This is a genomic window from Paraburkholderia caffeinilytica, assembly GCF_051027425.1.
Classification (GTDB): domain Bacteria; phylum Pseudomonadota; class Gammaproteobacteria; order Burkholderiales; family Burkholderiaceae; genus Paraburkholderia; species Paraburkholderia caffeinilytica_A.
In genome coordinates this window covers 3,603,494-3,625,613 of record NZ_CP186553.1, presented here as the reverse complement: position 1 = coordinate 3,625,613, position 22,120 = coordinate 3,603,494, and the positions used below count along the sequence as shown (strand labels likewise).

At 62.5% G+C, this 22,120-nt stretch carries 17 protein-coding genes; 12 read left to right on the top strand and 5 right to left on the bottom strand.

Annotated elements, in window-relative coordinates; genetic code table 11:
* The first annotated feature begins 288 nt into the window (after positions 1 to 288).
* Positions 289 to 3,837 (top strand): ATP-binding protein, encoded by a 3,549-nt coding sequence (locus tag ACOSV0_RS36570; RefSeq protein ID WP_434112920.1) that lies wholly within the window; start codon positions 289 to 291, stop codon positions 3,835 to 3,837.
* A gap of 58 nt (positions 3,838 to 3,895) precedes the next feature.
* Here ACOSV0_RS36570 and ACOSV0_RS36565 read toward each other — a convergent pair whose 3' ends face one another.
* Positions 3,896 to 4,297 carry a RidA family protein gene (locus tag ACOSV0_RS36565; protein WP_434112918.1) on the bottom strand — a complete coding sequence of 134 codons (402 nt, stop codon included), beginning with the start codon at positions 4,295 to 4,297 and terminating at the stop codon, positions 3,896 to 3,898.
* 212 nt (positions 4,298 to 4,509) lie between these two features.
* Positions 4,510 to 5,910 (bottom strand): GntP family permease, encoded by a 1,401-nt coding sequence (locus ACOSV0_RS36560; protein ID WP_434112916.1) that lies wholly within the window; start codon positions 5,908 to 5,910, stop codon positions 4,510 to 4,512.
* A 313-nt stretch (positions 5,911 to 6,223) separates the two neighbouring features.
* Here ACOSV0_RS36560 and ACOSV0_RS36555 point away from each other — a divergent pair, with 313 nt between their 5' ends.
* From ACOSV0_RS36555 to ACOSV0_RS36510, 10 genes are all read left to right on the top strand, one after another.
* Positions 6,224 to 7,696, top strand: a complete 1,473-nt coding sequence (locus tag ACOSV0_RS36555; protein WP_434112915.1) for a sigma-54 interaction domain-containing protein — start codon at positions 6,224 to 6,226, stop codon at positions 7,694 to 7,696.
* Positions 7,697 to 7,783: 87 nt separating this feature from the next.
* The gene (locus ACOSV0_RS36550; RefSeq protein ID WP_434112913.1) at positions 7,784 to 8,044 is read left to right on the top strand and encodes a hypothetical protein; all 261 of its coding nucleotides are present in this window, start codon (positions 7,784 to 7,786) and stop codon (positions 8,042 to 8,044) included.
* Between the two features lie 498 nt (positions 8,045 to 8,542).
* Positions 8,543 to 8,746: a hypothetical protein gene (locus ACOSV0_RS36545; protein WP_434112912.1), complete on the top strand. Its 204-nt coding sequence runs from the start codon at positions 8,543 to 8,545 to the stop codon at positions 8,744 to 8,746.
* A 95-nt stretch (positions 8,747 to 8,841) separates the two neighbouring features.
* On the top strand, positions 8,842 to 10,041 hold the full coding sequence (locus ACOSV0_RS36540) for a serine hydrolase domain-containing protein (RefSeq protein ID WP_434112911.1): 1,200 nt from the start codon (positions 8,842 to 8,844) through the stop codon (positions 10,039 to 10,041).
* 224 nt (positions 10,042 to 10,265) lie between these two features.
* Entirely contained in the window at positions 10,266 to 10,556 is a 291-nt protein-coding gene (locus ACOSV0_RS36535) for an H-NS family nucleoid-associated regulatory protein (RefSeq protein ID WP_434112910.1), read from the top strand.
* Between the two features lie 633 nt (positions 10,557 to 11,189).
* Positions 11,190 to 11,714, top strand: a complete 525-nt coding sequence (fae, locus tag ACOSV0_RS36530) for a formaldehyde-activating enzyme (RefSeq protein WP_027779978.1) — start codon at positions 11,190 to 11,192, stop codon at positions 11,712 to 11,714.
* Between the two features lie 82 nt (positions 11,715 to 11,796).
* Positions 11,797 to 12,834, top strand: coding sequence for an aldo/keto reductase (locus ACOSV0_RS36525; protein ID WP_434112908.1), 1,038 nt, complete (start codon positions 11,797 to 11,799; stop codon positions 12,832 to 12,834).
* Positions 12,831 to 14,270, top strand: coding sequence for an NAD-dependent succinate-semialdehyde dehydrogenase (locus tag ACOSV0_RS36520; RefSeq protein ID WP_434112906.1), 1,440 nt, complete (start codon positions 12,831 to 12,833; stop codon positions 14,268 to 14,270). The genes ACOSV0_RS36525 and ACOSV0_RS36520 overlap by 4 nt, the downstream gene beginning before the upstream one ends.
* Positions 14,271 to 14,422: 152 nt before the next feature.
* A complete protein-coding gene (locus ACOSV0_RS36515) occupies positions 14,423 to 15,808 on the top strand; it encodes an MFS transporter (RefSeq protein WP_434112905.1) in 1,386 nt (461 codons plus the stop codon).
* 295 nt (positions 15,809 to 16,103) lie between these two features.
* Positions 16,104 to 17,705: a peptide chain release factor 3 gene (locus ACOSV0_RS36510; protein ID WP_434112903.1), complete on the top strand. Its 1,602-nt coding sequence runs from the start codon at positions 16,104 to 16,106 to the stop codon at positions 17,703 to 17,705.
* A 147-nt stretch (positions 17,706 to 17,852) separates the two neighbouring features.
* Here the strand turns inward: ACOSV0_RS36510 and ACOSV0_RS36505 are convergent, their stop codons facing one another.
* Positions 17,853 to 18,722: a LysR family transcriptional regulator gene (locus ACOSV0_RS36505; protein WP_434112900.1), complete on the bottom strand. Its 870-nt coding sequence runs from the start codon at positions 18,720 to 18,722 to the stop codon at positions 17,853 to 17,855.
* Positions 18,723 to 18,725: 3 nt separating this feature from the next.
* A complete protein-coding gene (locus tag ACOSV0_RS36500) occupies positions 18,726 to 18,956 on the bottom strand; it encodes a hypothetical protein (RefSeq protein WP_434112898.1) in 231 nt (76 codons plus the stop codon).
* Positions 18,957 to 19,082: 126 nt separating this feature from the next.
* On the opposite strand from ACOSV0_RS36500, the gene ACOSV0_RS36495 reads away from it, so the two are divergent.
* Positions 19,083 to 21,467: a GNAT family N-acetyltransferase gene (locus tag ACOSV0_RS36495; RefSeq protein WP_434112896.1), complete on the top strand. Its 2,385-nt coding sequence runs from the start codon at positions 19,083 to 19,085 to the stop codon at positions 21,465 to 21,467.
* Positions 21,468 to 21,567: 100 nt separating this feature from the next.
* Here the strand turns inward: ACOSV0_RS36495 and ACOSV0_RS36490 are convergent, their stop codons facing one another.
* Positions 21,568 to 22,113 carry a hypothetical protein gene (locus ACOSV0_RS36490; RefSeq protein WP_169488020.1) on the bottom strand — a complete coding sequence of 182 codons (546 nt, stop codon included), beginning with the start codon at positions 22,111 to 22,113 and terminating at the stop codon, positions 21,568 to 21,570.
* Positions 22,114 to 22,120 lie beyond the last annotated feature (7 nt).

Genomic DNA, 22,120 nt, shown 5'->3' with positions numbered 1-22,120 from the left:
TGCAAGTGCGGACGCGCGTCCGTGCGTTCCTTACAGCTATGCAAGGCATAACGGCATTAACCCCGCACTCTTTAGGGTTTCCCAGTAAACCACTCAGGTTTATGACGCGCCGGGCCGTTAATGCAGGGTTATTTGATGTGTGCCGGGTAGCCATGAAAACGGGTGCCGGATGCGTTTCGCTACACCTTCAAAAGCGTTACACTGCGCCGGTACAGGCCTGCAGACGTATCTCGTCGCCTCGACACCGCAGCGGTCTGCCTGCATGAATCACGCTATTCAAGCGAGCTGATGCAGAAGATCCTCGACCGTACTCAGGAGTCACTGGCGCTCGCATTCGCTTCGCTCGTGCAAAGCGCGAAACGTCAACAGCGGGTGTACCTGGCGACGATCGCTTCCCTGATGCTGATCGTAGTCGTCTTCGCGCTGCTGCTCGGCGTTCTTGCCGCGGCCAAGCAACTCGACTACCGGCGTACCTTCGCCTCGCAGAACGCCACCGATATCTCATTGCTCCTGCACCGCGAAGAGTCGTTTCTGCGGCGTGCGGAGTTGACGCTCGACTACTATCACGACACCGGCAACGTGCTGCACGTGCCCAGCGGTGTCGAAGAATCGATCCGGCTCACCGGCGCCGCGCGCGGCACGGTCGACAAAGTCGACGCGCAGTTCGACCTGCTGGTGGGCGCCGCAACGCGCACCGCGTGGGGGCCGGAATTCGGCGTCAAACTATGGCGTATCTATGAAGCGGCCCAGTCCACCCTGGTGACGCAGCAGTCATTCGAGCTGCGGCAGCGCGCCGTGCTGCTCGGTCTGAACGAAGACTATGCGGCGATTTTGCCGTCACTGGACCAGCCGGTCGCACACGCGGCGGCTGACGCAAACGCGGCGACCACACCGAACGCATCGCCGTTGCAACCGGCGACCGTAAGCACCTTGCGCGAGACCCTTGAACACGAACTGCTGACGCAGACCGGCAAGCGCGTGCCGGGCAAGGGTGAGCGTATCTGGCTCGGCCCGTATCGCGACCCGCTGCAAGGCATTCCGGTGATCTCGGCGGTGAGCGCCTACTATGCCGGCGATACGCCGACCGCGCTGATCGTGGCGAGCATCCCTCTCGACGCGCTTTCCGCGCATCTCGCACGGCCCACAGGCGAGGGAACGATGTTGCTCATGACGCCGGACCGGCGCGTGATCGTGTCGTCGCCGTCCGTCGACGCGCAAACCGGGAAAATGCTGCAAGACCTCGTCGCTCATACGCCGCCTGACGCATACCGCTACACGCGCGACGGCATGATTCTGAGCGAGCCGCTGATGCCGGAGTTCGGCTCGCTGGTCGGTTATATGTCGTGGCGCGCGTTGATCGCCGCGCTCGGCTGGCAGTTGGCGGCGCTCGTCGGCCTCACGCTGCTGATCCTGCTGGCGATCGCGCTGATAGCCCGTTTCTGGGGGCTGCGCCTGTTGCACAACACCTTCGTGGAGACTTCGCGCGCGCTGGAAAGCGAAACCATCAATCACATCCTGGTCAGCGCGACGCCGATCGGTTTGTGCATCGTCCGGCAAAGCGATTATTCGATCCTGACCGCCAACGCGCTGGCCGACGAGTTGCTGCATATCGAACAGGGCAGCCGTCATCTGCCGCCGCACATTGTCGGAGAGTTCCGCGCTCAGGCGCCGGATAAGCCTTCCGTCACGGCTTTTGCGAAGATCGCCGCTTTTGTCGCGCCGGCACAGCCTGCGCGGGCGGAAATACAGCAGCCGTCGCAAGCAGCACCACAGCCGGACGAAAGCGATGCGGCGCACTTGCAGTTTCTGCAGTTCACCTACGCACCCGCGCGTTACGCCGACGAGGACGTATTGTTCTGCGCGATTCTCGACGTGACCGCGCAGCATGCGCTCGAACAGCACCTGCGTCTCGCCCAGCAGACTTCAGAGACCATGATGCGGGCGCGTTCGAATTTCTTCGCGTCGATGAGCCACGAAATCCGCACGCCGTTGAACGCACTGCTCGGCAACCTCGAACTGTTCGCGCGCACCCCGGGGCTCGAAGCTCACGCGCCACGGCTCGTCACGCTGGGCGTTGCGGCCGATGCGCTGCGCCGGATCGTCAACGACATTCTCGATTTTTCGAAGATCGATGCCGGCGAAATGAAGCTCGTGACCGAATCGTTCCGGCCGATCGACGACTTCGAAAATATCGCGCTCTCCTACGCGCCGATGACGGCGGACCGCGCGATCCGCTTTTATTCACATCTCTCGCCGACGCTCGATCAGGTTCTGTGTGGCGACCGCACGCGTATTGCGCAGATCGTCAACAACCTGTTGAGCAATGCGTTCAAATTCACTTCGTGCGGCAAGATCACGCTGAATGGGGAGGTGCAGGACGATCTGCAAGGTCGGCCGATTCTGACCTTCCGGGTTTGCGACTCCGGGATCGGCATCGACCAGACGCTGGTCGCGCGCATTTTCAAACCGTTCGAACAGGGCGAGGCAAGCACCTCGAGCCGCTATGGCGGCACCGGGCTCGGCCTGTCGATCTGTGCGCGGCTGTGTGAACTGATGGGTGGGCATATTTCGGTCGAAAGCGTGCTTGGCGTGGGAAGCGCGTTTAGTGTCTCGATACCGCTTGCACCGCCGCCCGAAGCATTGCGTGTGCCGACTGCCGAACCGGTGCGTCGTGGCGCTACGCTGGTGCTGTGTCAGGAGCGCGAGTCGGGGCAGATGCTCGAGCGCTGGTTTCATCGCGCGGGTTGGACGGTGCATACGGAGACGTCGGCGCGCAGCGCAGAGGCATGGTTGCGAGCGAACCGGCCGGATGTGATGGTGGTGACCGGCGAATACAGCCTTGATGCCATTGCGGCGTTGCGCGCGGTGCAGCCTGTCGGCGCGGTGTGGATCACGCGTACCGGACCGCATCGTCCGGTTGTGCGTGGCGACGGTGTGCTCGAGGCCAGTGAATTTAGCCGCACGGCGATTCTGTCGGCGCTCGACATGTCGACAGAGGGCGCGGACGGTGCCGGCAGTGTTGCCGCGTTGCCCGGCGACTCCGCCGTGATGCCGCAGCCGGCGTTCGATCCGGCGCTGCACGGGTTGACGGTTCTGGTTGCAGAAGACAATCCGTTGATTCAGACCTTGATCGTCGAGCAACTCGACGCGCTCGGCTGTCTGCCGACGGTCGCCGGCGACGGGCGGCAAGCGCTGGCGGCATACGAACAGGGACACTTCGAGGTTGTGCTGACCGATATCCACATGCCCGTCATGGATGGATATGCGTTGCTGGCGGCGTTGCGCAAAGCGCATGCGGACGTGCCGGTGCTGGCCTTTAGCGCGGTCACCGACAATCAGCAGCAGGACGGCTGGTGCGAACGCGGTTTTACCGGCTATGTCGCGAAGCCGGCGTCGCTGGGCGAGCTGGAGGCGGCGTTGCTCGCGGTGACGTCGGCGGGGCCGCAGCCGGCAGCGTCATCCGCGCCAGGTGAACAGCCGCCGGCGGCTGCGGCAACCTCGGCTGTTGCCGGCGCAGTCGCTGATTCGCCCGCTACGCTCAGCGCGGACGACAAAATGCGCTATACGGCCATGCTCAAGGAGCACTTGCAAAACGATCTGCCGCGGCTTGTGGCGATTGTCGAGCAGGAAGACCGGGAGGCATTAGGCGGCTGGGCGCATAGCGCCGGCGGCGGGTTTCTCGTCGTGCAGGAGCGGCAATTCGCGCAGCAATGCCGTGAGTTGCAGCGGCTATGCGAGAGCAGCGAGAGTTGGACGACCGAGATGGACGAACGCGCGATCTCGCTGCACGAGGCGGTATGCGATCACTTCGGGCTGGATGAAGCGTCGATGCATTGACGCGCGTGGCGGTTACCGGCGCCGCCGTCGCTGTTGCTGTTGCTTCAGCCGCACGGGATCAAGAGGGCCGTTTCGCGATGAAGTCGATTTCGACCAGCGCATCGCGAGCGAGCGCGGTCACGCCGATGCAGGTTCTCGCCGGCAGCCTGTCGGCGGGAAAGTAGGCGCGGTAGGTCTCGTTCATCACTGCGTAGTCGCGCTTGAACTCCGTCAGAAAGATGCGTACGGCGACCACGTGTTGCAGTCCCAGGCCGACGCCTTCCAATACGAGCACGAGGTTGTCCATCACGCGTTGCGTCTGTGCGACGACGCCCTCCGGCAGCGGTGCGCTGTCGTCGGTGGGCGAGGTCGGCATCTGGCCGGTGAGGAACACCCAGCCGTCGGTTTCGGTGGCATGGGAGAACGGGCCGACCGGCGTAGGCGCGGACGGGATCATCCAGAAGGCGGGGTTTGAGTTCATGGGGCAGCGTGCAATGAAGGGACAAAGGCGGTTCGTTTCGCCTTAACGATCGGCTCGACGAATTGCTCGAAATGCGGCAGCCAGATGGGTATGGCGGCGTCCACTGCGAACATGCCATTGAAACACTGCGGGGGTCAAGCGAACCGGATGTTCCGGACGCGCCGCCGTTTTAGCGCGCCCGGTTTGGCATCGGCTTCGCCTGTAAGGCGGAATTAAACCAGCCCGGTCATGTAATACACCGAGATCACGAAGAAAACGGCCAGTGTCTTGATCACCGTCACCGCGAAGATATCGCGGTACGACTGGCGGTGCGTCAATCCCGTCACCGCCAGCAGCGTGATCACCGCGCCGTTGTGCGGCAGCGTGTCCATCCCGCCGCTCGCCATCGCGACGACCCGGTGCAGCACTTCCATCGGAATATGCGCGGCTTCGGCACCCTTGATGAACGTGTCGGACATGGCCGCGAGCGCGATGCTCATACCACCCGATGCCGAACCCGTGATACCCGCCAGCGAGCTCACCGAAACCGCGGCATTGACGAGCGGATTCGGAATGCTCTTCAGCGCATCGCTGACCACCAGGAAGCCCGGCAACGCTGCGATCACGCCACCGAAGCCATACTCCGAAGCCGTATTCAACGAAGCCAGCAGTGCGCCCGCCACCGCGGCCTTGGTGCCGATTGCAAAGCGTTCGCGCACGCGGCCGAATGCTGTCAGCACAACCATCACGATACCGAGCAGCAGCGCGCCTTCAACAGCCCAGATCGCGACGACGCTTTTGATCGTCGTTGTAACGGGCGCGTGAATGCCCGGCAGGATGTCCGGTGCGACGGTGTACGTCGCGCCATACCAGTTCGGAATCCAGCGGGTCAGCAGGAAGTTCGCCACGCCGACCAGCACCAGCGGGGCGACCGCAAGCAGCGGATGCGGCAGTTGCTTCGACTCGACGCGCTCCGGCTCGTTGACGAGATCGGTGCCATAGCCTTCGCCGGTCGCCATGGCGGCGCGGCGGCGCCATTCCAGATACGTGAGGCCGACCACGATGATGAACAGCGAGCCGATTACGCCGAGCGTGGGCGCGGCCCAGGACGTCGTCTTGAAGAAGGTGGTCGGGATGATGTTCTGGATCTGCGGCGTGCCCGGCAACGAATCCATGGTGAACGAGAACGCGCCGAGCGCGATCGCGCCAGGCATCAGGCGTTTCGGAATATTGCTCTGACGGTACAGCTCGGCCGCGAACGGATACACCGCGAACACCACCACGAACAGCGATACGCCGCCATAGGTGAGCAGCGCGCACACCGCGACGATCACCGCATTGGCGCGCGAGCGGCCAATGTAGCGAATGGCCGCGGCCACGATCGACTCCGAAAAGCCGGAGAGTTCGATGACCTTGCCGAACACCGCGCCCAGCAGAAACACGGGGAAGTAGAGCTTCACGAAGCCGACCATCTTCTCCATGAAGATGCCGGAGAAAACAGGCGCAACGGCGCCCGGATCGGTCAGCAGCACCGCGCCGAGGGCGGCGATCGGCGCAAACAGAATGACGCTGTAGCCGCGATACGCGGCAAACATCAGAAACGCCAGGGCGGCGAGGACGATAACAAAGGACATTGAGTCTCCGAAGCTTGGTTGTTCTACGTGTACGCCGTCCCAATGAATGCAACGGCCCGGCGCCCGCAAATGCAGATTCCATGCCACGCGCGCCGCAGTGGCATGGCCATTGATTTCACAGGCAGAAGTGCGAAACGTGATGCGGCCGATTGTACCCAAACGTCTCCAAAACGGGACGTAAATCCTCTGAATACAGGTCGAATTGAGGTTAAACCCTTATATAGAAAGCTTCTTGCCGATCTCGTCGATGAGATAAGCTTGTCTACGAAATGAGACATGCATAAATAAAACGATAGCCGGAGACAGCGACATCATGATGAACGACTGGGCAGGCCTTCCTGCCACTTACAGCGATGTGCTTCGCCGGGCGATGGATTCGCTTTTCCGCACGTTCGAAAACTTCAGCGAAGGCACGTTCATCGTCGACGCCGAAGCGCGCGTCGTCTGGATCAACAAGCGCTACGCGGCGCGCTTCGGCTTTTCGGACCCGGAGCAGGCGATTGGCCGGGATTGCGAGGCGGTGATCCCCAACAGCCTGATGCGCGAGGTCGTGAACACCGGCAAACCGATTCTGCTCGACATCCTCGAAACGGACCGCGAGCCGCTTGTCGTGACGCGGCTGCCGCTGAAAGACGATGCGGGTGAAACGGTCGGCGCGGTAGGTTTCGCGTTGTTCGACGAGCTGAAGGCGCTCACGCCGCTTTTTTCCCACTACTCGCGCGTGCAGGAGGAGCTGATCGCGACGCGTCAGTCGCTCGCGCAGGCAAGGCGGGCGAAGTACACGTTCGGCAGTTTTGTCGGCACGAGCGCGGCGAGTCTCGAAGTGAAGCGCCAGGCGCGCCGTGCGGCGCAACTCGAGTCGCCGGTGCTGTTGCTCGGCGAAACCGGCACGGGCAAGGAACTGCTGGCGCATGCCATTCACGGCGGATCGGCGCGAGCGAATCAGCCGCTCGTGACCGTCAACGTCGCGGCGATTCCGGACACCTTGCTCGAAGTCGAATTCTTCGGCGCAGCACCCGGCGCCTATACCGGCGCGGACCGGAAAGGCCGTGTCGGCAAATTCGAACTCGCGAACGGCGGCACCCTGTTTCTCGACGAAATCGGCGACATGCCGCTGCCTTTGCAGGGCAAGCTGTTACGCGTGCTGCAGGACAAGGAGTTCGAGCCGCTTGGCTCGAACCGGATCGTGCGCGCCGACGTGCGGATCATCGCCGCGACCTCGGCCGATTTGCCGGCGCTGGTCGCGGCGGGACGTTTCCGCGCGGACCTGTTCTATCGGCTGAACGTGTTGACGATCCAGGCGCCGGCGTTGCGCGAGCGTTCGTCCGATATTGAGGCGCTTGCTTACGCCATGCTCGAGGACCTGTCGGCGCAGGCGCGCGGTGTCAATCACTTCGAATTGCAGGACGACGCATTGCGGCTGCTGTGTTCGTATGGATGGCCCGGCAATGTGCGCGAGCTGCGCAACACGCTGGAGCGGGCGGTGATGCTCTCGGACAGCGAGCGGATCGATGCTCGTGCGCTGGCGCCGTTCATCGGTCCGGCACAGGGCGGCGGCCATCGTTCACATGTATCCAGTACCGTTTCTGAAGCGCGCGCTCCAGAAACGGCTGCAGAGGCGCCTGAAGCGATGTCGTGGAGCGACGCCATGGCTGCGTTCGAAAAGCGCTACCTGAGCGACGCCTTGCGCGCCAACGGCGGCCGCGTGATCGAGACGGCGATGCAGATCGGCATGGGCCGCGCGACGCTCTACAAGAAGATCGCGGCATACGGTATCGAAGTCTGACGAAGTCCGGCGACATCCAGTGACGCAGTGTAATTGCCGCGTGGCACAATCGCGTGATCGAAAAACAAGATGTGATCGGGGTTTCAAATGAAACGCAATTTCTCCTCTTTCGCGCGCCGTGCCTGTGCCTCGCTGGCGCTTCCTGCAATCGCAGTGTTGAGCGGTTGCAGCAGCAGCGCACCGCTGTTTCTGTCGGATGGCCGCCCGACCACGCTGGTTCAATGCCGGGAAGGCTCCGACTCCTGCTCGCAGCAGGCAAGCGCGGCTTGCGGCGGCGCCTTCGACGTCGTGCGCCAGTCCAGCGACAACGGCACGTTCAGTCTGATATACGCCTGCCGGGCGAAATGACGTTACGCCGGCCAACGGCTGGCGTAACGGATTGACTATTTTTCTTCCTCTATTTCGCTGCCCGGCTATGACGGTGGCGTTTCTCCCTCGACGCGGGTTCCGTTTGAACGTGCCAAACCCGGCCCTGATGTCGCGCAATGCGCATATGACCGTCATAAATATCTGTCTGTAATGTGCATTGTTGAAACGGCTACGATGCGCATTGGATATTTATCCGGCTGCTCCCTGACTATTGCTTATACCCGTTTGCGCCGATAACAAAACGCGCCGGTTTCTCCACTAGGCTGAGTCGGTGCGGCACCTAACGGAACGCGAAGAATCTTCGCAGTATCCTTAAATGGCCGGCTCAAAGATAAAACATATACGCAGGTTTTTCCGGGTTGCGACGATCTGGATTAGCGGCTTAAGAAAGATGTCCCGCTTGCGTGGCTGGATGATGTAATTACGGCACGCTTTATGCTGTTTTAACGGACTCAATGAGTAATTCCGGGGAAAACAATGAATCATCATCAACTCGAAAAAGATATCGAGCATCTTGAACATGTAATCTCGCATATCTCCGCTGAAGACCGCATCCCACTGTCCTATTGGCGTAATCGCATTGCTTCCGTGTCTGGAGCGGGACTGGTGCCGGCCCAGGCCAGCCGCGTCAAACGGCTCAATGCAGCCCTCTCGGCATTGGAGAGCCGGCAGAAAGCGTAACCGTCCGCGGGGGCGGATGGTGACGTGTACCGTCTGTTCGGGTAACGTTTTCTGCAAGAATAAGGGAACGTAACGCCTAAGGACCCAGGAGGATCATGCATCCAGCAGGACTATCGGCGACCCGCCTGACGGCGCTTACGAATGCCATGCAAGGCTATGTGGAACGCGGCGAGGTGGCGGGCGTCGTTTCGCTGGTCTGGCGGCGCGGCGAAATCGGCTATTTCGAGCCGCTCGGCTTGCGCGACGAAGCCGCGCAATTGCCCATGGAGCGCGAGACGCTGTTTCGCATCGCGTCGATGACCAAACCGGTTACGAGTGCGGCGATCCTGATGCTGATTGAAGAGGACCGGCTCGCGCTCGACACGCCGATCTCCTCGTGGCTGCCGGAGCTGGCCGCTCCGGTCGTGTTGCGCGACCCCACCGGCCCGCTCGACGAAACCGATCCGGTCAGAGTGCCGCTTACCGTACTCGATCTGCTCACCCATCGCGCCGGCTTTGCTTATCACTTCACCGCTGCCGGTCCTCTGGCCGAGGCTTACGCGGCGGCCTTCAACGGTATCGAAGCACGTGGCGACGCCAGCGCATGGCTGCGGCGGATAGCGGGCTTGCCGTTGATGTTTCAGCCCGGTTCGCGCTGGCACTACGGCATCGCGACCGATGTCCTCGGTGTGTTGATCGAACGCATAAGCGGCATGCGGCTCGGCGACTTCTTCCGGACGCGGATCTTCGAACCGCTCGGCATGCGCGACACGGCGTTCTGGGTGCCCGCCGCGCAACTCACGCGCTTGGCGACGGCTTATGGCATCGAGCCGGGCACCGGGCGGCGTGTGGTCGAAGATCATCCGTCGGCGAGCCGCTGGGCGAATCCCGAGCGGTTCCAGAGCGGCGGTGGCGGTCTTGTTTCGACGGCACAGGACTATCTGCAGTTCACTCAACTGCTGCTAGGGCGTGGGCGTGTCGGTTCGACACGCCTGCTGTCGCATCGCTCGGTCGATCTGATGCGCTCGAATTTTCTGACCCGCGACCAGCGCCGCGTGCCTGCGTTCGGTCATGTGCTGTGGGCGGGCCAGGGCTTTGGCCTCGGCTTGTCCGTCGTCGACGATCCGGCGCAGCAGTTGCCGCTCGGTTATCGCTCGATGGGATCGTTCGGCTGGCCGGGTGCGTATGGCACAAGCTGGTTCGCCGATCCGGTGGAAGACCTGATCGGTCTTATGCTGATTCAGCGGCGTGCTGTCGAACCGTTCCCAATGTCGCTCGATTTCGAACGGCGCGTGTACGATGCAATTGACGATTGAGTGCGCTGGCCGCGGCAGTTGAGCGGGTCGCCTTGAACGGCGGTTGGTCCCGGAGCGCTTTGCGCGGGCCGCCTTGGGTAGGCCGCCTTGTGCGGGTAGTCCTGCGCGGGCCGCCCTACGCGGGTCGCCCTATCCGGCACTTTTTTCGTCTGATAGTGTGCCCAAAGGCGACTTCCTCCGGGGCGCCCGCACTGCAGTTCGTCAAATCGATCGGAGTACCTGTCATGGCCTCGTACAAACAGTTGACTGCCCAGCTCGAGAAGCTCCACAAGGAAGTCGCGGCGGCGCGCGAAAAAGAAATCGCACAGGCGATTGCCGAGATCAAGCAGAAGGTCGCCGAATACGATCTCACGGCGGAAGAGCTGGGTTTCACAAGCAAACGTACCGCGGGACGCAAAACGGCTTCGGTAGCCAAGTACCGCAACCCGAAAACCGGCGAGACCTGGAGTGGCCGTGGCCGCTCGCCTGGCTGGCTCGCGGGCAAGAATCGTGAGCGCTTTCTGATCGAAATCTGAAGCCGTTTCATGCATGGCGCTTGCGCTCGCATCGCGCCGGGTTTTTCCGAAGTGAAGTTGCGCCGGGTTTTTCTCGCACCACTGAGCGGGTCCCGAAAACACTCACCTTTCGCGTGAGCCTGCAAAGCGAGCCGTGGATTTCTCCAGCCGCTTCGAGCTAGGATTCGTTGTTTCGGTGAGCCTGGTTTTGTCGGATGACGCACCTTGCTGCGCGATCGCCGCTGCCGTCTCTCATGGCTGCACAAGCTTCCTCGAAATCCGCACCAGCCTTTGCTGGCGGGCGTTCCCAGGCTATCCGAAGAATCGCATGATTCGCCGAACGGTTCTCCCGCTGCTTTTCCACAGACCTTTGCCTGACCGCTGGACTTCGCGCCGCTGGTGCGTGAGCGGCTGTCGGCGTGTTCACCTTTCGCCGCGATTCGGGCTTCGCAATCGCGAGTCCCGAAAACTCTCACCTTTGCGCTTGTCCGTGTCCGCGTGCGCGATGCGATGCGCCACCTGATCGTTACCGAAGGCGCCCCGGGGCAAACCCGGAGATGAGTTCACCTCATACCCCGGATCAAAACTCATCGATACATGGTCGCGAAGAGCGGACAGCACAATCGGTCATCCACTCACCCCGACGGAAAGACCATGAGCGTATCGACGGACAAACAACTCTTTATCGGCGAAGGATTCGAAGGCCCAGGCGTCAACCTCGCGCACATCAACGTACTCGTCGGCCCGCGCAACGGGCCGGCGGGGCAGGCCTTCGCCACCGCATTGGCGACGCCTTCCGCGGGACATGCGCCGTTCGTCGTGATCGCACGGCCGGGCGTGCCGACCAAGCCGCTGACGCTGTACGTGAACAAGGCGCAGATCGGCAGCGACTTCCATGGCAACGCGACGTGGGGCGCCTCGCAAGCCGGCATCGCGAAGGCGGTGGCCGAGTCGCTGGAGAACGGCACGCTGCCGCCGGAAGCGGAAAACGATTGGGTGGTGGTGTCGGCGAACTGGGTCAATCCGGGCACCGACGATCTCGACGCTGTCTTCGAGAACAACTACCGCGCGTGCAGGAACGCGATCCTCGCGGCGATGAAGGGCCTGCCGCATCGCGACGAAGTGTTTGCCGCGGCGCGCGACGTATCGAATCCGTTCTACACCCCGAAACAACGCTAATCACACGCGACGCGGTTCGCGCGCCATGGGGCCGGCGCAACCGCTCGCATAACCGGCTGCGGCCAGGAAGGAGACACGCACGATGGAATACATTCGCCTCGGCCAATCGGGTCTGAAGGTCTCACGTCTGTGCCTCGGCACGATGAACATGGGCACGCCGCAATGGAAGCCGTGGATTTTCGATGAAGCGCAAAGCGAGCCGATTGTGCGCCACGCGCTGGAAGCCGGCGTCAATTTCATCGACCTTGCCGATTTCTATTCGACCGGCGTGAACGAAGAAGTGGTGGGCCGTATTCTGAAACGCATCGCGCGCCGCGAGGAAATTGTCGTGACGACCAAGGTCGGTTACGACATGGGCACGTATCAGAACGCCGGCGGCCATTCGCGCAAACACATCATGGATGGCATCGACGCATCGCTCGCCCGCCTGGGTATGGATTACGTCGACATCTACATGCTGCATTTCTTCGACGTGAACACGCCGGTCGAAGAAACGATGGGTGCGCTCAACGACATCGTGTGCGCGGGCAAGGCGCGCTACATCGGCGTATCGACAATGTACACGTGGCAGTTTGCCAGGATCATGCAGGTCTGCGAGCGCAATGGCTGGCACAAGCCGATCAACATGCAGTTGCAACTCAACCTTGCCTATCGGGAGGAAGAGCGCGAGATGATTCCGTATTGCCAGGATCAGGGCGTCGGCGTTTCGGTGTTCAGTCCTTTGGCGCGGGGTCTATTGACCTGCGACCCGAATTCGACGCGCAACCAGACCGATTTCTTCACCGCACAAATGTACGGCGATACGGCGTCGCGCGAGATTGCGGCTTCGGTGGCGCGTGTGGCGGCGCGGCGTGGCGTGTCGGCCGCGCAGATTGCGCAGGCCTGGGTGCTGAATCACGGCGGTGTGGCGAGCATGCTGGTTGGCGCGGATACGCCGGCGCAGTTCGATAGCGCGTTGGCGGCACTGGGCACGAAGCTCAGTGCGGACGAGCTCTTCGAACTCGAACGCAACTACACACCGTGCGATCTGATCAACGACTACACCGCGGGCAAACGCATCTCACGCGAAGGGCGGCTTGCGCAAGGTGTGTTCGTCGAAAATCTGGAGAAGGCAGCATGAACGAGTTTCTCCGAACCGGACACTACATTGGCGGCGAGTGGTACGAAAGCGCGAGCACATATCCCGTTCTGAATCCCGCGACCGGCGAGGTGATCGCGCAAGTTGCGAACGGCGGCGCGGCGGAGACGACGCAAGCCGTTGCGGCAGCCGAGCGCGCGTTTCCCGCGTGGCGCAAGTTGACGGCGAAGGAGCGTGGTGCGCGCGTCAAACGCTGGGGCGAATTGATGCTCGAGAACCGCGACGCGCTCGCCGAACTGCTGACGCTCGAGCAAGGCAAACCGCTTGCCGAAGCGCGCGGTGAAGTCGGCTACGCGGCGAGCTTCTTCGAATGGTTCGCCGAGGAAGCCAAACGCAGTTACGGCGACGTGATTCCGAGTCCGAATCCGAACGCGAAGATCATCGTGACGCGCGAACCGGTCGGCGTGGTCGCGGCGATCACACCTTGGAACTTCCCGCTCGCGATGATCACCCGCAAGGCCGGCCCGGCGCTCGCGGCGGGTTGCACGATGGTGCTCAAGCCGTCGGAGGAGACGCCGTTGTCGGCGTTCGCATTGGCGGTGCTGGCAGAAAAGGCCGGCATTCCGCCCGGCGTGTTCAACATCGTGTCCGGCGACGCAGTGGCGATTGGCGAAGTGCTGACCGGATCGGAAGTGGTGCGCAAGCTCTCATTCACCGGATCGACGCGCGTCGGCAAGCTGCTCGCGAAGCAGTCGGCGGATACGCTGAAAAAGCTGTCGCTCGAACTCGGCGGCAACGCGCCGTTCATTGTGTTCGACGACGCGGATATCGACGCCGCCGTGCAAGGCGCGATGGCCTCGAAGTTCCGCAACACGGGCCAAACCTGTGTGTGCGTGAATCGTTTCTACGTGCAGGACGGCGTCTACGATGCGTTCACGCTGGCACTGACCCAAGCCGTGCGGCAGATGCGGATCGGCAATGCATTGCAGGGCGAAGTCGAGCAAGGGCCGCTGATTAATCAGGCGGCGCTGAAGAAGGTGGAAACGCATGTCGCCGACGCACTGAAAAAAGGTGCGAAGATTCTCACCGGCGGCAAACCGCACGCGCTCGGTGGTACGTTCTATGAACCGACCGTGCTGGTCGATGCGTCGAAGTCGATGATGATCGCCTCGGAGGAAACCTTCGGCCCGGTGGCTGCGTGCTTCCGCTTCAAGTCCGAAGACGAAGCGATTGCCGCCGCCAACGACACACCGTTCGGCCTCTCCGCGTATTTCTATACGCGCGATCTGGCGCGTGCATGGCGCGTCGCGGAAGCGTTGGAAAGCGGCATGGTCGGCATCAATGAGGGGATTCTCTCGACCGAAGTCGCGCCGTTCGGCGGCGTCAAACAATCGGGCCTTGGCCGCGAAGGCTCGAAGTATGGACTCGATGAATACACCGAACTGAAGTACATGATGATGGGCGGCCTCGGACGCTAGCGCATTCTCATGGAACGTCCATGCGCGCGCCTTGGGTGTCACGTGCAGAGAGAAGCGATGTGACACACAAGGCGCACGAAGCAGCGCTGCGTATCTGGAGCGGGTCGCGCACCCGGTTACGCAAGCGCCGCCCACACAACGAAGGAGACAGCGTGAGCAATCAGGATATCCAGGCCGCCACTCTCGGCCTCGCCCCCACTTTGCCGTCTGCCGCGGCGGCGGCCGTGCGCGGCCCCATTTCTCTCGACGACGTGCCGTTGAACGCGTTCCACGTCAAGATCGCCGGGCTCACGTTCGGCGCGCATTTCACGGAAGGGTTCGCGCTCGGCACGATCGGCTATGCACTCGCCTCGCTGAACCGCCAGATGCCGCTCGACGCCTTCTGGATGGGCATGATCGGCAGTTCCGCGTTGATGGGGATATTTATCGGCAGCCTCGTCTTTGGCTGGCTGTCGGATCGCATGGGACGGCAGAAGATCTTCCTGCTGAGCTTTCTCATCATCACAGCGGCCGCGTTTGCGCAGTTTTATGTATCGTCGCCATTCGAATTGTGTTTGCTGCGTGTGTTGATCGGCTTTGGCATGGGCGGGGATTTTGCCGTGGGGCATGCGATTCTCGCCGAGTTCTCGCCGCGCAAACATCGCGGCACCTTGCTCGGTTCGTTTAGCGTGGTGTGGACGATCGGGTACGTGGTGGCGAACGTGCTCGGCATGCAGTACGCGGACGCTTCGTCGGATGCCTGGCGTTGGCTGCTGGCTTCGGCCGGCGTTCCGGCGTTGATCGTGCTGATCTTGCGCATGGGCACGCCCGAATCGCCGCGCTGGCTGCACGGCAAAGGGCGTATTGCCGAGGCCAAAGCGATCGTGCTCAAGCACTTCGGTCCCAACGTGACGCTCGAAGGGGGCGAGGCGGACCATGCGCGCGCTCATGGCGGGTTCATGCGGCTGTTCAAGCCGGATCTGATCCGCAGGACGATTTTTAATTGCGCGTTTTTCGTCTGCCTGGTGATTCCGTACTTCGCCATCTATACGTTCCTGCCGACGATTCTCAAGGCCATTCATCTGAACGACGGCTCGGGGACCGATTTCCTGCTGAACGGCTTCCTCGTGCTTGGCGCGCTGATCGGCATCTGGCTTACGATCAAGTTATCGCGCCGCGCGTTTCTGATCGGCTCGTTCGCGGTGACGTGCGTGTCGCTGATTGCGCTGAGCGTGCTGCCTGAATCGGCGACACTCGGAATGATCGTCGCGTTCGCGATCTTCACGCTGACAATGTCGGCCTTTTCGAACCTTGTGGGCGTGTTTCCACCGGAATGCTTCCCGACCGAGGTACGCGCGTGTGGCGTTGGGTTGGCGATTGCGTGTAGCCGACTGGGGTCGGCGGTGGGGACGTTTCTATTGCCGCTCGGCATCGTTCATCTTGGTTTTCACGTGACAATGATGGTGCTGGCTGGTGTTTTGTTGACTGGCATGGTGGTGTCGATTGCATGGGCACCGGAAACCAAGCATTTGACGTTGAATGAGGCCAGCGGCGCCTGATTAGATCGAGCGACGCGGAAAACCCGCCGTATCGGCAACGATGCGGCGGGTTTTTCATTTCCCGCCTCCCGTCCTCATGACGTGTATCATTCGTTCCCTGCGCTGTTCTGCGCTGGCGATTCCCGTATTGTCGAACGCTCGTTCGTGACCTGGTTCCGACGCGGTCGAGTTGCCATTGTGACGAGGGTCTCCGACCCAACTCCCGCAGCTCGACGCCGCCGCGCCTGACGTGGCAGCCCAGAGGCCACAAGCCGCTGAAGACCGCCCGAACCCCTATCTGTGACCGCCCGACCCGATGTCAGTCTCCGAACTTAAACGCCGCCGCACGTTCGCGGTCATTTCCCACCCGGACGCGGGTAAGACCACGCTCACTGAAAAGCTGCTGCTGTTCTCGGGCGCGATCCAGATCGCCGGTACCGTTAAGGGCCGCAAGAGCAACCGCTACGCGACCTCCGACTGGATGGAGATCGAAAAGCAGCGGGGCATTTCGGTGGCCAGCTCGGTCATGCAGTTCGAGTACGGCGACGCCGTGATCAATCTGCTCGACACCCCGGGCCACGAAGACTTCTCCGAAGACACCTATCGCGTGCTGACCGCGGTCGATGCCGCCGTGATGGTGATCGACGGCGCCAACGGTGTCGAAGCACAAACGCTGAAGCTGCTCGAAGTCTGCCGAAGCCGCAAGACGCCGATCGTCACCTTCATCAACAAGCTCGACCGCGAAGTGCGCGAGCCGCTGGAACTGCTCGACGAAATCGAACAGCATCTGGGCGTTGCCGCTGTGCCGTTCACCTGGCCGATCGGTATGGGCAAGGAATTCCAAGGTGTCTACGACATTCAGCGCGATCAGGTGCGTCTGTTCCGCGCCGGCCAGGACAAGGCGGGTGGCGAGGTCGAAACGCTGCAAGCGCTGAGCGACGAAGAAGGCGAGCGCCGTTTCGGCCATAGCTGGATCAAGGCAAAGGAAGAAATCGACCTGATCACCGGAGCGTCGCCTGACTTCGATCGCGAGCAGTTCCTCGCCGGTCAGCAATCGCCGGTGCTGTTCGGCTCGGCGATCAATAACTTCGGCGTGAAGGAGATTCTCGACGCGCTGGTCGATCTCGCACCGCCGCCGTCGATGCGGATGACCGTGCAACGTCCGGTGATGCCGGACGAGCCGAAGTTCACCGGCGTCGTCTTCAAGGTGCAGGCGAACATGGACCTGGCGCACCGCGACCGCGTGGCGTTCATTCGCGTGTGCTCGGGGCATTTCGAGCGCGGCATGGCCGTGAAGGTGACGCGCACGAACAAGACGTTCCGCGCGAATAACGTGGTGACGTTCCTGTCGCAGCGCCGCGAGACGGTGAGCGAGGCGTATCCGGGCGACATCATCGGTATCCCGAATCACGGCACGCTGAGCCTCGGCGATACGCTGACCGAAGGCGAGCTGTTGCAGTTCGTCGGCTTGCCGTTCTTCGCGCCGGAAATTTTTCAGACGGTCGAAGTGGTCGATCCGATGCGCGCCAAGCAACTCGGCGAAGCGCTCAAGCAACTCGGCGAGGAAGGCGCGATTCAGGTGTTCCGTCCTGAAGTCGGTGGCCTGATGATTCTTGGCGCCGTCGGTCAATTGCAGTTCGAGGTGGTGTCGCATCGTCTGTCGACGGAATACAAGGTCGACGTGCGGATGGCGCCGGCGCGTTATCGCATGTCGCGCTGGGTAACCTGTGACGACGCGGCTGAATTACGCCGGTTCACCGATTCATACGCGGCGCGGATTGCGCTAGATGCATCGGATGCGCCGACTTATCTGGCGTCGCACGTATCGGAAATCGAAGTTGCGCAGAAGGCGTGGCCGAAGATTGTCTTTAACGAATTGCGCGAGCATTCGGGCGCGCCGTTCAAGAAGGCGATGTAAGCAGGTTCCACGCGTCAGCACGCCAAAGACTGACCGATCATGTAGAAAGGTCCCGTTGCGATATGTGACGGGGCCTTTTTTACGTGTGCGCAGTCCATCCGCATCCTTGCGATTGACATTCGACAAATTGGCAAGCGCAACGCTTCCTCACCCCATCTTCAAAACTTCTTCCCGCATCCAGCTAGCAAACGCCTGCACATGCTCGAGCGCGGCGTGGCGTTGCGCCACGTCCAGCCAGTAGCCGAAGGGGCCGGCTACTTCGACGTCGGAAAACCGCGCAAGACTCCCGTCGGCGAGTTCCTCGACAATCATGTTCTGGTCGACCACCGCCAACCCCGCGCCCTTGCGTGCCGCGCGGATCGCTTGCTCCAAAGTCGAGAACTCAATGCCGTTGTCCGCGTAGCGTGCGGGCAGTTCCGCCTTTGCCAGCCAGTTCGGCCAAAGGTCCAGGCGGGCGTCGTTATGCAGCACGTGCAGCGCGGGCAAATGCTCGAGCAGCATGCCAAGTGATTCGCTGAGCAGATGAGGTGCGCCGACCAGTACGTGGCGCTCGGTCATCAACAATTCGGAATGGGCACCCGCGAGCGCGTCTCGCCCGAAGCGGATGATGCAATGGCAGTCTTCCGTGGGCGACGTGCGAACCGATAGTTCGACATCGGGCAATTCGTCTCCCAGCGAACCGAGCCGCGGCGAGAACCACTGCGTCGCAAAGGTAGGCGGAACGGCGACGACGAGCCGCCGCCGCCCTTTTGCCGCGGTGATCTGACGGAAGCCACGCTCGATCGTGTCGAAGGCCTCGGAGAGGCAGGGCAGGAATTGCAGCCCGGCCGGCGTCAAACGGATACCCTTGTGATCGCGCTCGAACAGCTTCGCGCCGAGCGATTCCTCGAGCAGCTTGATCTGCCGGCTCACCGCGCCCTGGGTGACGCATAGCGCCGTGGCGGCGCGATTGAAGCTCATATGGCGGGCGGTTTCTTCGAAGAAGCGCAACGCGATCAGCGATGGCAAGCGCCGCATAAATCACCTTCTGTGTCTTTGATCATCCGCGCGGGCCGGCTGCTGTCGAACCGGCGCCGCCGCGGAATCCATGTTGGTGCCGCGCGTTGTCTCCCACGCGCTCTGCAAGCCGTTAATCAGCCCGCAAATTTCCTTGCCGATGTACCGTTCGGCATCCCGAGGATTGTCGCATTTCGGCTTGATATTTTGCTTGGACACGCTGAAAAAATTCTGGCGCGCGTTGGTGCGGATCAAGATGAATTTCGCGCACGTTACGCCGCCCAATCATTCATAAACGGCGCGCAGGCGCGCAACTTCGCCTATCCTGACGAAGACGCGCGCCGCACTGACGATGCGCTTTCCTCACTTTGCGGAGCGCCCATGACCGTTCGCAATCTCGATGCCTTGTTTCGGCCCAAATCCGTCGCTGTGATCGGCGCTTCCGAGCGCCCCGGCAGCACGGGGGCGATGGTGTGGGCGCGCGTGCTCGAAGGCGGCTTCGAGGGTCCTGTCTGGCCGGTCAATCCTAAATACGACACGCTCGGCGGCCATGCGGTGATCGGCGATGCGGGCGATCTGCCGCAAGCGCCGACCGTTGCGCTGATCTGTACGCCGCCCGATACCTGGCCTGGCATCATCCATAAACTGGGTGGCTTGGGCACGCGTGCGGCGATTATCGTCGGCGAGGCGCGTAGCGATGACGATCGTCTGCAGCTCCGGCATGCGCTCTCGGCAGCGCGGCCGCATCTGCTGCGCATCGTCGGGCCGGGCAGTCTCGGGGTGGTGTCGCCGGCGCTGCATGCGCATTTTGGCGCGCCGTCGTGCACGGTGAAGGCAGGCGGCGTGGCGTGGGTGTCGCAGTCGAATGCGCTGACCAATGCGGTGCTCGGTTGGGCGCATGCGCGCGGCCTTGGCTTTTCGCACGCGGTGGCGCTGGGTGGCGAAGCCGACGTGGATGCCGGCGATGTGCTCGACTATCTGGCGAGCGATCCCGGCACCCGCGCGATCCTTCTGGAACTGGATACGGTGCGTGCGGCGCGCAAGTTCATGTCGGCGGCTCGCGCGGCGGCGCGCAACAAGCCGGTGCTGGCGTTACGCTCAGGCCGCGCCGATCCGGCCGACGCGCTGTACACCGCCGCGTTTCGTCGCGCGGGCATGGTGCGCGTCGATGCGCTCGACGACCTGCTCGATGAAATCGAAACGCTCGGTGTGGGCCGCGTGGCGGCGGGCGCAACGGCGACGCTGATCACCAGTGACAATGGCCTCGCCACACTCGCCTGCGACGCCTTCGCCGCTGCCGGCGACACGCTCGCGCCGTGGCCTGCCGAAGCGGATGCGGCGCTAAACGAAGCGTTGCCGCACGCGGTGGCCGGCAATCCGCTAAGACTCGGCGACGATGCCCGTCCCGAGCATTTCGGCACCGCGCTCAAGCTGCTCGCCGAGCATCGCAGCACGGGTACGGCCTTCGTGGTTCACGCGTCGACGCATGGCGCGCCGGTCGGCGAGGTTGCGCAGGCGCTGATCGCGAATCAACGCTTCGCGTATCGTGGACTGCTCGCGTGCTTCTTCGGCGGCGTGGATGCGGCGACGCGCGACGCGCTGCATGCGCAAGGCATTCCGGTTCATACGACGCCGCAGCGGCTGGCGCGCGCGTTTGCGCGTCTGGTCGATTATCGAATGGGCCGCGAGTTGCTGATGCAAACGCCGGAGGGCTTGCCGGCGCAGATTCCGGAAGCGATCGACGCCGCTCAGGCGCAAGTCTGTGCCGCACTCTCCGCAGGTGAGCACCAACTAACCGGCGAAGCAGCGGCGCGGTTTCTTGAGCGATTTGGGCTGCGTGTCGAACCGCAAACGGGTGACCTGAAAGTGGGCGCGGCGCCTCAAAAACCCGTCGTCGACATTGCCGTCGACCTTCACGACGACGACAACTTCGGCCCGGTCTTCCGCTTCACCGCGCCGTCTGCGGATGGCGTGTCCGACCCGCTGCGCGTCTACGGCCTGCCGCCGCTCAATCCGATGCTGGCGCGCGACATCGTCACGCGCTCGCGCTATGCGCGGCTGATTGCGCCGGAACCGGCATTGGCTGCCTTGACGGCGCTGTCGCAAGCTGTCTGCGACGTCAAGGAACTCGTTGGCCTCACATTGACGCTGCGCGTGTTCAGCGATCATGTCGTGGTGGTCGAGCCGACCCTGAGCATTGCACCCAAGCGCAGCCGGCTCGCCATCGTGCCCTATCCGCGCCGCTTCGAAGAGACGCTCGACTGGCAGGGCCTGCGTGTGACGATTCGGCCGATCCGTCCGGAAGACGAAGCCGCGCATCACGATTTCGTCGAAGCGATGACGCCGGAAGATTTACGGCTGAGATTTTTCGGCGCGGTCGGCAATTTCGATCACTCGCAACTCGCGCGCATGACGCAAATCGACTACGACCGCGAAATGGCGCTGATTGCAACGGTGACGAGCGAAGACGGCTTTACGCGCACCCTCGGTGTGGTGCGCGCAGTGGCCGATCCGGACAACGAGACGGCGGAGTTTGCCGCTGCGGTGCGTTCCGACCAGAAAGGCCGGCGTCTTGGGCAATTGCTGATGGAACGCATCATCAAGTACGCGCGGGCGTGCGGCACGCATTGGCTGGTCGGCGAGGCGTTGCGGGAGAACACGCCGATGATCGCGCTGGCCAAGTCGTGCGGCTTCACCATCACGCCCACGGAAGATCCGGGCGTGGTGGGTTTCAGAATGGCGCTGGATGAACCGGCGCAAGGTTAAGTTGGCGGGGACGGGGCTTGCCGAAGCTAACAGATACAAGCCCGCCCGCTGTGACGCCCGTCCGCGGCGATTCGCGGACCTGGGCGTTAAGGACTGACCCTCAAGCCGGCAGCTTCGCCGCCGCTTCATCGACCTGCGTGCGGGTCACAGCCAACTCTTCCAGCAACGCTTCAGCGTAGACAGCGCCGGTCTCGCGCTCCAGACGCGCGATGGTCGCCGCGCAACGGTTCGCGTCCTTCAGTGTCGCGATGAACGACTTCACCGATTCACCCGCCTTGAAGGCATCGAACAGCGGAACGCGAATGTCGTCCGGCAGCGGACGCGCCGTCCATTGATACGGCTTGCCGTTGAACGTGAACTGCGGCGGCAGCACGCGCTCTTTTTTCGCGGCCGGAATCAGACCGAAGGTGCGTGCGGCGTCGCCGATCTGCTCGGCCGAAAACAGTTCGTCCGGGCTGATGTCGAATTGCTGGATGAAGGTTTCGATGCTTTGCATCGCCGCGGCGCGGTCGTCGCGGCGCTTCTGTGCATGAGCGACGATGTCGCGCAGTTCGTCAGCTTCTTCAGGGGTGATCGTGAAGCTCGACTGCTTCTGCTGGAGTTCGGAAAAACGCAGGAATTCGGAATCGGTCAGAAGTTTCGCCATTGCTTTT